Below are 12,334 nucleotides of genomic sequence, written 5' to 3' on the forward strand. Positions count from 1 at the left end.
ATGCCCATATGGCCACGGTGTCGGGCGTCTTAAGCCGCCGGGGTGCAAACCGCCACCCTGCGGATATGTGGTCCGACGCGCGGGCGAGGCGGTGCATCCAGCCATCGCGGGTTTTGCGTTTTGCCGCGCGTGCAATAGGGGCAAAGACTGTAATCTTAGTTGCTTGGGAATATCCTCGTGAAAATGGCCCCGCTCGTTCTTCTGGCCGTCTCGGTCTCGTCGCCGGCGCTGGCCGCGGGGCAATTGCCCAAGACGGTCGTCCCCGTCGCATATGACATCACTATCACCCCCGATGCGCAGGCGATGACGTTCACCGGTACCGAAACCGCCACCGTCGATGTCCGCCAAGCGACGCGCAGCATCACGCTGAACGCGGCCGAGCTCGCCGTGACCGCGGCGACGTTCGACGGCAGGCCGGCGCGCTATACGCTCGATTCCGCCAAGCAGGAGCTGACCGTCGCGCTGCCGGCGGCGGCGAGCGTTGGTCGCCACACGCTGACCTTCGCGTGGAAGGGCAAGATCAACACGTCGGCGGCCGGGATGTTCGCGATCGATTACGCCAATCCCGATGGCAAGCCTGCGCGCCTGCTGGTCACGCAGTTCGAGGCGCCCGATGCGCGCCGTTTTGCACCGATGTGGGATGAGCCGGGGCTCAAGGCCAAGTTCACGCTGAGCGCGGTCAGCCCCGCGGGGCAAACGGCGTTTTCCAACATGCCCGCCACCAAGATCACCAAGCGCGCCGATGGCAGTCAATTATACAATTTCGGCCAGACGCCGATCATGTCGAGCTATCTGCTGTTTCTCGGCATGGGTGATGTCGAGCGCCACACGATCGCCGCGGGCAAAACCGAGATCGGCGTGATCACGCGGCGCGGCGTCGGCGCGCAGAGCGGTTATGCGCTGGACGCATCGAAGCGGCTGCTGAGCTTCTACAACGATTATTTCGGCACGCCTTATCCGCTGCCCAAGATGGACATGATCGGCGGCCCGGGATCGAGCCAGTTCTTCGGCGCGATGGAGAATTGGGGCGCGATCTTCTATTTCGAGAATGAATTACTGTTCGATCCGGCGCGCGCCAGCGAAAGCCAGAAGCAGCGCATCTACACCGTCATCGCGCATGAAATGGCGCATCAATGGTTCGGCGATCTGGTGACGATGGCGTGGTGGGACGATCTGTGGCTCAACGAAGGCTTCGCCTCGTGGATGGAAGGCAAGGCGACCGACGCGCTCAACCCGCAGTGGAATGCTGCGGCGGCGTTGGTCGGCAGCGAGCGCGAAGGCGGCATGGCGCAGGATGCAGTAGCCAGCACGCATCCGGTGATCCGCAAGCTCGAAACGGTCGACGAAATCGGCCAGGCGTTTGACAGCATCACCTATCAGAAGGGCCAGGCGGTGATCGGCATGGTCGAGGCCTATGTCGGCGCGGATGCGTTCCGCACTGGCGTGCGCAATTACATGGCCAAGTATAAATATTCGAACACCGTCACGGATCAGCTATGGAGCGAGATCGGCGCCGCGGCGGGCAAGCCGGTGGCGGAGATCGCGCACGATTTTACGCTGCAAGGCGGCGTGCCTCTGATCACCGTGCACGGCACGCGCTGCGCCGGTGGCAGCACCAGCGCGGTGCTGAGCCAGGGGCGCTTCGGGCTCGATGCCGCGTCCAAGGCACCGACCACCTGGCGCGTGCCGGTGACGATGGCGGTGCTGGGCGGCGGCGAAGGCGATGCCATCGTGCGCGGCGCCGGCGGCACCACGCTCACCGCCAAGGGCTGCGGCACGGTGATCGTCAATCGCGGCAAGGCGGGCTATTACCGCGTGCAATATGATGCGCCCGGCCATGACGCGATCGTCCGCGACTTCACCAGATTGGCGCTGGCGGATCAGCTCGGCACGCTGGGCGACGATCTGGCGCTGGCGCTGAGCGGGGATCAGGATCTGTCGCGCTATCTTGCGCTGCAGGCAGCGGTGCCGGCTGATGCCGATCCGTTGGTGTGGAACATGATCTCGGGCCAGATCGGCGGACTCGCGGGCGTGTTCAACGATACGCCGCTTGAAGCCGGCATCGACGCGCGCAGCCGCGCGATCCTGCGGCCGGTGCTCGACAAGATCGGCATCGTGCCGGTGACGGGGGAGAATCCGCTCGTTTCGACGCTGCGTGAATCGCTGATCGGGCGGCTCGGCGCGGCGGGCGATCCCGCTGTGGCGCAGGCGGCGCGTGCTTATGTCGCCAAGCTCAGCAGCGATCCCACCGCGATCCCGCCGGGCATCCGACTGGCCATCCTGCGCGTCTATGCCGCCAATGCCACGCCGGCGGAATGGGACGCCTTGCTTGCACTGACGCGCGCTGAGCAGAACCCGGTGGTCAAGAACGGCTATGTCACCTTGCTCGGCAATGCCAAGGATCCGGCGCTGGCGCAGCGCGCGATCGATCTGGTCAAAACCGAGGAGTTCAGCGCGCCGCAACGCGCCAGCCTGCTGCGCGCAATCGCCAATCGTCACCCCGATGCGGCGTTCGATTTCGCCGCCGCGAACGTCAAGATGGTCGATACGTTCAACGAACAAAGCTCGCGTCCGCGCTATATCGTGGGGCTGGCCGCAGGATCGAACGATGCCGGGATGCCGGCCAAGATTCGTGCCTTTGCTGCGGCGCATCTCGCGGCGCCGTCCCGCGAAGGCGCCACGCGCACGATCAACGCCGTCGAAGTACGCAAGGCGACGATGGAGCGGCTGCGCCCTGCCGTGCTGCGGTGGACGGGTGGGTGACGATGCCGCGCGCTTAAGGTGAGCGGTTATGCCTCATGGAGCGCCGCGGGAATCTGACGCTTCCCTGCCGCGTCGCCGCGCGGTGCGATCCAGGATCGCATCGCCGGTTTGAACGCTTCGAGCAGCAGCAGCAGAGCAATTCCCAGACCGGCGGCAAAGGCCATGTCGCGCCAGGCGATCGAGGCGAATTTGAGCAGCGTCTGCGCCTGCGGCAGGAACAGGATCACCGCAGTCACGCCGGCGATCGCCGCGAGGACATAGCGCAGCGCCGCATTATGGCGGGTCAGCGCGGCGCCGAGCGAGGCGCTGTACGAGCGGTTGACCAAGATCAGCGCCACGATCGCGGCGATCAGCGCAAAGAAGATCAGCGCGCGCAATTCGGCCTCCGGCATGCCGGCTTGCGTTTCGACGATGAACACCGCCGCCAACATCGCGAAGGCGAGCGCACCCTGGAACACGCTCCAGGCGATCATCGGCAGCGAGAATAGCCGCGCCTCGGGGTCGCGCGGCGGGCGCTGCATGATGTCATGCTCCTCATGCTCCGCCTCGAACACCAAGGCGCAGACCGGATCGATGACCATTTCGAGCAACGCGATGTGGATCGGCCCGAACAGGATCGGCAGCCCTAACAGCAACGGCAACAGCGCCAGCCCGGCGATCGGCACATGCACCGCGAAGATGAACGCCATCGCCTTGCGGATATTGTCGTAGATCCGCCGCCCCAGCCGCACCGAGTGGACGATCGATCCGAAATCGTCGTCGAGCAGCACCATGGCCGAGGCTTCACGCGCCACATCGGTGCCGCGTTTGCCCATCGCGACTCCGATATGCGCGGCTTTCAGCGAGGGCGCGTCATTGACGCCGTCGCCGGTCATCGCGACGATCTCGCCGCCCGCCTTGAACGCCTGCACGATGCGCAGCTTTTGTTCGGGCATGATCCGGGCAAACACCGTCACGGTCTTCAGTCTCGCGGTGAGTGCTGCATCGTCTAGCGCGGCGAGATCGCTGCCGGTCAACACGTCGCCTGCGGCTATCCCGGCCTGCGTGGCGATCGATCGCGCGGTGGCGGCATAATCGCCGGTGATCATCACCACGCGGATGCCCGCGGCGCGACATTCCGCTACCGCTTGCGCCACGCTGGCGCGCAGCGGATCGGCCAGGCCGACCAACCCGGCCAGCGTATACGCATAACCGTGCTGCGTTTCCGCCCAATCGCGGTCGGGCGTCGTGGCGGTGGCGACCGCGAGCACGCGGATGCCGCGCGTCGCCATCGCGTCCACCGCCTCGGTCATGGCGGCGAGCGCCGGCCCGGCCAAGCGACACAGCGCCGCGATCGCTTCCGGCGCGCCCTTGGCGGCGATATCGAGTGCATCGCCCTGTGCCCACACGTTGGACATGGCCAGCAACTCGGGACGCAAGGCATAAGCCTGCACCAGCGTGGCGCCGGAGGGCGCGACCCCGCGCGCGGCGTGCAGCGCGATTTCCATCGGATCGGTCGGCTGCGCCGCGCTGGCCAGCGCGGCCGTATCGATCAACGCGCGCGCCGCGGGCGAGACGTCCGCGCTGGTGCCCAGCGTCACCGTCTCCCCCGTGGGCAACCACAATTCGGTCAGCGACATGCGGTTCTCGGTCAGCGTGCCGGTCTTGTCGGTGCACAGCACGGTGGCCGAGCCCAGCGTCTCGATCGCCGCCGCGCGGCGCGTCAGCACGCCGACCTTGCCGATGCGCCACGCGCCCATCGCCAGGAATACCGTGAGCACGACGGGAAATTCCTCGGGCAGCATCGACATGCCGATGGCGATCCCCGCCAGCACTGCTTCGATCCAGCTACCGCGCAACAGCCCGAACAGCAGCACCACGAGCAGGGCCACGCCGCCGCCGCCGAGCGCGCACCAGGTGACGATGCGCATCGTTTCGCGGCGCAGTTTGGGCGCTTCGGTATCGAGCGCGGCAAGCGACTGCCCGATGCGGCCGATTTCGCTGCGCGGGCCCGTGGCCAGCACGCGGGCAAGGCCGCTACCCCGCGTGACGAGCGATCCGGAATAGACATAAGGCTGGCCGTCGCCACCCGGGCGGTGCGGCGCCGCGGCAACAGGCGTCGCGTCCGCCGTTTTTTCGACGGGCAGCGATTCGCCGGTCAGCAGCGATTCGTCGGTCTGCAGATCGATCGCCTCGATCAGCAGCGCGTCGGCCGGGACGCGATCGCCTTGATCGAGCACGACCAGATCATCCTCCACCACATCGCGCCCGGCAATACGCACGCGGGCGCCATCGCGAAGCACGAGTGCGCGCGGCGATGACAGATCGCGCAGCGCTTCCAGCACATGCTCGGTGCGTGTTTCCTGGATGACCGTGACGATGACGGAGAACGTCGCAAAGCCCAGCAGGATCAGCGCTTCGGCGCGATCCCCGAGCAACAGATAGGCGACGCCGCCGGCGAGCAGCAGCGCCAGCATCGGCTCGCGCAGCACCTCAAGCGCGATACGCAGCATCGAGCGCTGGCCAGCGCGAGGCAGTTCGTTGGCGCCGTCGCGCGCGAGCCGTTCCGCTGCTGCGGCCGTGCTAAGCCCGGTCGCGGAGCAGGTGCCGGGATCAGACGGCGGTGCCAACGAGCCGCCCGATCCCTGCCGTGGCGAGCATCGCCAGCGCGCCCCAGAATGTCACCCGCAGCGTCGCCTTGCCGATTGCCGCGCCGCCGGCATAAGCCCCGATCGCGCCGAGCAGCGCCAGGAACACCAATGATCCGATCGCCTCGGCGGGGACGAGCAACTGCGGCGGCACGAGCAGCACGATCGCCAGCGGGAGCGCTGCGCCGGCGGTAAAGGTGGCGGCTGAGGTCAACGCCGCCTGGATCGGTCGCGCGGCGGTGCCGGCAGAGATGCCCAGCTCGTCATGCGCGTGCGCGGCCAGGGCATCCTTGGCCATCAATTCGCGCGCCACCGCTGTCGCCGTCTCGGGCGAGACGCCACGCGCTTCATACAGGGCGGCGAGTTCGCGCACCTCGGCTTCGGGTTGCGCCGCCAATTCGCCGGTCTCGCGCGCGAGATCAGCGCGTTCGGTATCGGATTGCGAACTGACCGAAACATATTCCCCCGCCGCCATCGACATCGCGCCGGCGACCAGCCCCGCCGCACCGGCGATCAGCACGTCGCCCGGCTTGGCCGCGGCGGCGGCGACACCGATGATCAGGCTGGAGGTCGAGACGATGCCGTCATTGGCCCCGAGCACGGCGGCACGCAGCCAGCCGATGCGCGAGACGAGATGACGTTCGTGATGAGCCGGAAGCCGGGTCATGGTCGTAACCGCGCGATCCGCTCAAGCATGATGGCCGTGAGCCCCGGCGGGTGTAGCGGTCATGCTCGCAACCCAGGACATCGCAGTGTTGAACACCCGCACCGGAATGTCCCAAACGCGGATAATGTCGAGCAGCAGCGTCGCCGCAATCGTCGCTTGGCGCAATCGCGCCTCCCTTTACCATCCGGCATGGAACAGCCCATGTCGAAAGGCGAACATGCGCGCGGCGGCATCTACGATCCATACGGGTTTACCGCAGATCGCTCTCAGGCCGCGGCGCCGCAGCACTATTGAAATTGACCGGCGAGTCGGGCACGCCGGTATATTGGTGATTTCAGGAGTGTAACGATGCGGCGGACGCCTGCGAAAGCCGACGGGGGAGCGCTGGCGGAGTCCACTTCGATCGGGTCTTCGCGCATGGGCTCACGGCGGGATATTGCCGCGATCGTCGCCGACCCATTTCGCGCCATCGTATTTCCAAACCGGGTGCGCGATCAGCGGCGCCAGGCCGGCATGGCCAAGCTGTTGCAGCTCGCCGGCAAACTGCCGCACATCCCCTATGTCCGCTTGTCCAAGATCGAGCGCGGCGAAGTCGTGGCCAAGGCAAGCGAACTGATCGCCATTGCCGATCAATTGGGTGTGCCGCCACACGATCTGCTGATCGATATTGCCGATACGGATTTCGATATCGCTGCCTGGGCCGCCGGTCTGCAGGATTGGGAAGCCGCCGACCCCGAGGAAGACCGCCTTGCCGTGCTGCTTGCTGCGGCATTACGCGCGCTGCGCGACAGCGACGGCAGCCGGACGATCGCTGCACTGGAACGCGATTTCGGCATCGCGCCGGTGATCCTGTCGCGGCTCGAAAATGCGTTCAAACCACTGGGGCGCTGGAACCGCCAAACGATCGACGCGCTGTGCCGTCTGTTCGGCGTCGCCGACGGCGCCGCGCTGCGGACCCATCTGACAACGCTGTTTGGTGGGGGATTGCTCGATCCGTATCTCGCGCAGATCGCCAATCCGGCGCATCGGATGGCAAGGAGCCGGGACAAGATCGCTGCACTGAGGCGCGATCTGCAGGAAGGCCGTGTGCCGCCCAGGCCCGCAAAGACGCCGCAACCGGGGCGTATCATACCGTTTGCCGTGAATGACGTCGGCGGCACGGCCGCGGAAAGCCTGGATGCTGCGCCGAGCGAGATGGTCCGGCTCGTGCCCGTGTTTGGCGCGCCCCTGCCGGATGGGCTGATCGCGCGCACCGCCACCGGCGATGTGGTGGAGGCGCCGCGCAGCGCCGGTCGCGATGCTTATGGGCTGCGCGTGTGTCGGGCGACGTTGGGCCCGGGCTTGCCCGCGCGCGCGGTGGTCGTCGTTGATCCCGGCCGCTTCCCAGCATCGGGCGGGATTGCTGCGGTCACCGAGGAGTCCGGAATCCGCTTGCTGATGGTGACGTGCGATCGTCACGGCAGCATGATGGGTTATAGCCAAAACCCCGATCTCGAGATCGCCATGGAGGGCTTGCCCGCTTCGGCTGTCGCGACCGTGATTGGCGCGATCTACGAATAGACATCAATATTCGGAGTTGACCGAAATCGGCGTGGCATTGTCGATCGGCGCCAGCTGGCCATTGATACCATAGACTTCGGCACGGCTTTTGGACGCGCGCCGCGCCTCATTCTCGAACGCTGCCATCAACTCCACCGACAGATCGATCTGCCGTTCCAGAATCGCGGCATTGGCGGTCGATGCCTCGCCGAGCGCAATCACGGCATGGGAGAGCGCGTCTCTGCCGTCTTCGGGCAGGTGCAACGCCCAATCCGGCTGCACGCGGTTGAGCCGGGCGAGTTCGGCATCGAGCAATCCGGCGAGCCGAATTTTCGCGGCGGCCAGTTCGGCGATATCCTGGCCGCGTTCGTGCGCGCCCAGTCGCGCGGTTTCCTCGTTCATGATCAGCGTCAGCGAGGCGATGATATCAAGCGCGTTAGCGGGCATCGGACGCGCCTCCCTGCAACCGGATGATCTGATCCATCACTGCGGGCGCGAGGCCGACTCCGCCGCGTTTAGCGATTTCCTTGCCCAGCTCCTCGGCCAGCACGCCGCGAAACATCTCCTCGCCATGCCCGCCGGAAAAGCCCGTATCGGTGTTGGCGCTTTCCAGCATGATCTTGGTCACTTCGCCGATGAAAACAGCTTCGAACTCGCGCGCGGTGGCGGCGGGATCGTTGGTCGGCTGCGGCAGGCGCGCAGCGGCGGGCGTGATCGGCAGGCCCATCACTGCACCGCGATATCGGCCTGCAGCGCACCCGCGCTGCGCAGCGCCTGCAGAATGGTGATCAGATCGCGCGGGCTGACGCCCAGCGCATTGAGCCCCGAGACCAAAGATTGCAGCGACGCCCCGCCGCCGACCATGGCCAGTGCGCGCCCGCCGCCATCGTCCACGCCGATCTGTGTGCGCGGCAGTACCACCGTCTCGCCCCCGGCCAGCGCCTCGGGTTGCGACGCCAGCGGTGTCTCGCGCACGCTGATCGTCAGCCCGCCCTGCGCGATTGCCACCGGGCTGATGCGCACGTCGCTGCCCATCACCACCGTGCCCGAGGCTTCGTTGATCACCACGCGCGCCGGCTGATCGACCGACACGGGCAGATTTTCCACCTGCGTGACGAGATCGATCACCGATCCGCTGAAGCCGCCGGTGGGGGTCAATTGCACCGTGGCGGGATCGAGCACTTCGGCCGCGCCCGGCACCTGGCCGTTGATCGCCTCGGCGATGCGGGAGGCGGTGGTGAAGTCCGGATTTTTGAGCGCAAGTTTGAGCGTCAGCGCGCTCTTCAGCGCATAGGGCACTTCGCGCTCGACGATGGCGCCGCCGGCGATGCGTCCCGAGGTGGAAACGCCGCGCGTGATGCTCGCCGCCTGGCCCTGCGCCTTGAACCCGGACACCGCCAGCGAGCCTTGCGCGACGGCATAGATTTCGCCGTCGAGCGCGCGCAGCGAGGTGACCACCAGCGTCCCGCCCTGCAGGCTGGTGGCATCGCCCAGGGCCGAAACCTGCACGTCGATCGTCGATCCGGCGCGCGCGAACGGCGGCAAGGTGGCGGTCACCGATACCGCGGCGACATTCTGCGTGCGCATCTGGGTGCCGCGGATGTTGACCCCCATCCGTTCGAGCATCGCTTGCATCGTCTCTTCGGTGAACGGGATGTTGCGCGTCCGATCGCCGGTACCGGGCAGGCCGACGACCAGCCCGTAGCCGACCAGCTGGTTGGTGCGGACATTCTCGACATCGACGACATCCTTGATTCGCGATGTCGCCCCCGCCTGCGCCGCGCACGGCATCGCCAGGCTCATGGCCAAAAGAGCAAGGGCCTTGGCCCAGCGGCTGGGGAAGCGTGTCATACTCTACTTATAGGATGAAGCTGCGCGCACGCGCCGCGCGGCCGTAATTTTCGCGCCCGTCACGCCGCGCGGCGGGCGATGCGCATGACGAAGCCGATAATCTCCGCCACTGCCGCATAATGCTCGACCGGAATGGTCCGGTCGAGCTCGACCGCGGCATAGAGCGCGCGCGCCAGCGGCGGATTTTCCACGATCGGCACCTTGTTCAGACCAGCCACCTCACGGATCTTGAGCGCCACCGCATCCACGCCCTTGGCCACCACCACGGGCGCCGCCATGTTGCCATGCTCGTATTTGAGCGCCACGGCGTAGTGCGTCGGATTGGTGATGATCACGCTCGCCTGCGGCACGGCGGCCATCATGCGGCGGCGCGAGCGCTGGATGCGGATCGCGCGGATGCGCGCCTTGATCTGCGGATCGCCTTCATTGCTCTTCATCTCATCCTTCACCTCCTGCAGCGTCATGCGCATGCGCTTGAGGAAGGCGCGGTGTTGATAGACGAAGTCGATCACGCCCAGCGCGAGCACCATGACTCCGATGGTCTTGATCAGATCGAACACCAATTGCCCTGCGGTGCGCCCGATCGTCGTCGTGCCGGCGCCGACCAGCTGATCGAGCGCGATCGCCTTGGGCCACAGGATGATCATCGCCACGGTGATGACGATGGCGAACTTGGCCAGCGTCTTGGCGAATTCGACCAACGCGCGTTTGCCGAGCAAGCGATTGAACCCGCTGAGCGGCGACACTTTGGACCATTTCGGCGTCACGCGCGACCACGACAATGTCGGCCGCCCCTGCACGATCAGCGTTAGCGCGGCGCAGGCGAACAGCAATCCACCCACCGGCGCGAGCGACATGGCGGCCTGCCGCAAGATGCCCGCCGCCAGATCCTGCGCGCCTAGCGGCTCCAGCCGATAATCCTCGGCGCTACCCCACAGCCGCAGGAACATCGTCGTCAGGCTGCCCAGCATGACGCTGCCGAGGCCCCCGGCGACGATCATCATGCCCGCAAACATCATCGCGTGGCGCATTTCGGGAGCATTGGCCACTTCGCCGCGGTCGCGCGCTTCATCGAGGCGCTTCTGGGTCGGCTCCTGGGTTTTCTGTTCCTGATCGCTCTCCGCCATCGCTTCAGCCTTGCCAGCCGCTCTGAACGAAGCTGGCCATGGCGTTGGCAAAGGTCATCAGGCTCGCGCCGATCGTGACGGCCAGCAAGGCGAAGCCAAGCATGAGATTGAGCGGTTGCGTGATGAAGAACACCTGGATCGCCGGCGCCATGCGCGAGGCAAGGCCGAGCGCTGTGTTGAACACGATGCCATAGACGATCAGCGGCGCCGCCATGCCCACGCCCAGCGCCATCGCCTGGCCGATCGCGGTGACCGCCAAGCGGGTGAAATCGTCGGCCGGTGGCAATCCCCCCACCGGAAACACGGTATAGGATTGGATCATCGCGGCGATCCACAAGTGATGTACGTCCATCGCCAGGCATATCACGGTGGCGGCGACGGTGATGAAATGCGCGATCTGCGGCGATTGCCCGCCCATCGCCGGATCGGCGACCAGCGCGGAGGACAAGCCGATCTGCATGCTGATGATGCCCCCGGCGATGGCCGCCGCCTTGAACACGATCGAGATGATCCCGCCGATCGCCAGCCCGACGAGCAGTTCGGCGATGATCGTGCCCGGCAGCGCGGTATCGGCGAGCAGGGCAGGGGTCAGCCGCCCGTGCAGCAAGCCGAACAGCCCGGCGGTGAAGCCGATGCCGAGCAGCAGGCGAATCTGCGCCGGAATGGCTTCCTCGGAAAAGGCTGGCAGCAGCATCAGCACCGCCCCGATCCGCGCGAACAGAATGAGGAAGCCGGCGGCATCGAACGGCAGCGCGCTCATCCGCCTGTGATGATCATGTCGCTGATGCGCATCATGAATGCGGAGAGCGCCGCGCCGATCATGGGCAGCGACAGCAGCAGCACGAGCCCCATGATAAGGATCTTGGGCACGAAGGTGAGCGTCATTTCCTGCACCTGAGTCAGCGCCTGGATCAGCCCGATGGCGGCGCCGACGATCAGCGAGGTGAGCAGCATCGGCCCGGCAATGGTCAGCATCAATACCAGCCCGGCGCGCGCCAGATCGATCGCTTGCAGCGCATCCACGGCGTCAGATCTGCATGCGCATGATTTCGGCATAAGCGTTGACCACCCGGTCGCGCACCGCGACGACGGTGTCGAGCGCGGTCTCCGCAGCGCCGATCGCGGTGACCATATCGATCATGTCGCCCTTGCCCGCCACTTGCTTGACGCTTTCGCTTTCGGCCGCGCGCAGCGAGGTCGTGGCATCGGTGACCATCGCCTGGATCATCCCGCCGAAGCTGGGCTGCGCGTCGCCCGGGGCGCTGACCGCCGCGGCGGGCGGGGCGAGCGTCTTGAGCGCACGACCATAGGCCGCAGTGGCATCGAGCGTTCCGATGGACATGATCACCCCTATTTAAGCAGATCGATCGTGCGCATGGTCAGGCTGCGCGCGGCTTCGATGGCGTTGAGATTGGCTTCGTACGAGCGCTGCGCGGCCTTCATGTCGGCGGCCTCGATCAACCCGTTGACGTTGGGGCGCTGGACATAGCCCTGCGCATCGGCGGCGGGATTGCCGGGTTGATAGACACGCTGAAACGCCGATTTGTCGCCATCGATCGATTTGACCGAGACGAGATTGGCGCCGGTCGCGCGGTCCACTTCAGCTTTGAAGGTGGCGACGCGGCGGCGATAGGGATCGCCTCCGGCGGTCCGCGCCACCGAATCCGAATTGGCCAGATTCTCGGCAATGACGCGCATGCGCAACGATTGCGCGCGCAGCCCCGATGCCGAAACCTCGATCGATGATTGCAGGTCCATCC

12 protein-coding genes are annotated in these 12,334 nt (G+C 66.3%); 2 read left to right on the forward strand and 10 right to left on the reverse strand.

Annotated features, from left to right (window positions below; translation table 11 throughout):
* Positions 1 to 183 precede the first annotated feature (183 nt).
* Positions 184 to 2,763, forward strand: coding sequence for a M1 family metallopeptidase (locus tag ABC969_RS06705; protein WP_345864296.1), 2,580 nt, complete (start codon positions 184 to 186; stop codon positions 2,761 to 2,763).
* Between the two features lie 26 nt (positions 2,764 to 2,789).
* Here ABC969_RS06705 and ABC969_RS06710 read toward each other — a convergent pair whose 3' ends face one another.
* Positions 2,790 to 5,372, reverse strand: coding sequence for a cation-translocating P-type ATPase (locus ABC969_RS06710; RefSeq protein ID WP_345863915.1), 2,583 nt, complete (start codon positions 5,370 to 5,372; stop codon positions 2,790 to 2,792).
* Positions 5,356 to 6,057, reverse strand: coding sequence for a VIT1/CCC1 transporter family protein (locus ABC969_RS06715; protein ID WP_345863916.1), 702 nt, complete (start codon positions 6,055 to 6,057; stop codon positions 5,356 to 5,358). Before ABC969_RS06715 ends, ABC969_RS06710 begins: the two co-directional genes overlap by 17 nt.
* Before the next feature lie 417 nt (positions 6,058 to 6,474).
* Between ABC969_RS06715 and ABC969_RS06720 the strand changes: the two genes are divergently transcribed.
* A complete protein-coding gene (locus ABC969_RS06720) occupies positions 6,475 to 7,617 on the forward strand; it encodes a helix-turn-helix domain-containing protein (protein WP_345863917.1) in 1,143 nt (380 codons plus the stop codon).
* Positions 7,618 to 7,620: 3 nt separating this feature from the next.
* Here ABC969_RS06720 and ABC969_RS06725 read toward each other — a convergent pair whose 3' ends face one another.
* Genes ABC969_RS06725 through flgC form a run of 8 tightly spaced genes read right to left on the reverse strand, consistent with a single transcriptional unit; the run spans position 7,621 to position 12,332 of the window.
* The gene (locus ABC969_RS06725) at positions 7,621 to 8,043 is read right to left on the reverse strand and encodes a flagellar biosynthesis protein FlgN (RefSeq protein ID WP_345863918.1); all 423 of its coding nucleotides are present in this window, start codon (positions 8,041 to 8,043) and stop codon (positions 7,621 to 7,623) included.
* On the reverse strand, positions 8,033 to 8,323 hold the full coding sequence (locus ABC969_RS06730) for a rod-binding protein (RefSeq protein WP_345863919.1): 291 nt from the start codon (positions 8,321 to 8,323) through the stop codon (positions 8,033 to 8,035). The genes ABC969_RS06725 and ABC969_RS06730 overlap by 11 nt, the downstream gene beginning before the upstream one ends.
* Positions 8,323 to 9,447 (reverse strand): flagellar basal body P-ring protein FlgI, encoded by a 1,125-nt coding sequence (locus tag ABC969_RS06735; protein ID WP_345863920.1) that lies wholly within the window; start codon positions 9,445 to 9,447, stop codon positions 8,323 to 8,325. Before ABC969_RS06735 ends, ABC969_RS06730 begins: the two co-directional genes overlap by 1 nt.
* Before the next feature lie 59 nt (positions 9,448 to 9,506).
* A complete protein-coding gene (gene flhB, locus ABC969_RS06740; protein ID WP_345863921.1) occupies positions 9,507 to 10,574 on the reverse strand; it encodes a flagellar biosynthesis protein FlhB in 1,068 nt (355 codons plus the stop codon).
* A gap of 4 nt (positions 10,575 to 10,578) precedes the next feature.
* Positions 10,579 to 11,334, reverse strand: a complete 756-nt coding sequence (fliR, locus tag ABC969_RS06745; protein WP_345863922.1) for a flagellar biosynthetic protein FliR — start codon at positions 11,332 to 11,334, stop codon at positions 10,579 to 10,581.
* A complete protein-coding gene (locus ABC969_RS06750) occupies positions 11,331 to 11,597 on the reverse strand; it encodes a flagellar biosynthetic protein FliQ (protein WP_345863923.1) in 267 nt (88 codons plus the stop codon). The genes fliR and ABC969_RS06750 overlap by 4 nt, the downstream gene beginning before the upstream one ends.
* 4 nt (positions 11,598 to 11,601) lie before the next feature.
* A complete protein-coding gene (gene fliE, locus ABC969_RS06755; protein ID WP_345863924.1) occupies positions 11,602 to 11,916 on the reverse strand; it encodes a flagellar hook-basal body complex protein FliE in 315 nt (104 codons plus the stop codon).
* A gap of 8 nt (positions 11,917 to 11,924) precedes the next feature.
* Entirely contained in the window at positions 11,925 to 12,332 is a 408-nt protein-coding gene (gene flgC, locus ABC969_RS06760; RefSeq protein ID WP_345863925.1) for a flagellar basal body rod protein FlgC, read from the reverse strand.
* Positions 12,333 to 12,334: the final 2 nt, after the last annotated feature.

Origin of the sequence: Sphingomonas qilianensis (genome assembly GCF_039614825.1) — a bacterium.
In the GTDB taxonomy this organism is placed as follows: Bacteria; Pseudomonadota; Alphaproteobacteria; order Sphingomonadales; family Sphingomonadaceae; genus Sphingomonas; species Sphingomonas qilianensis.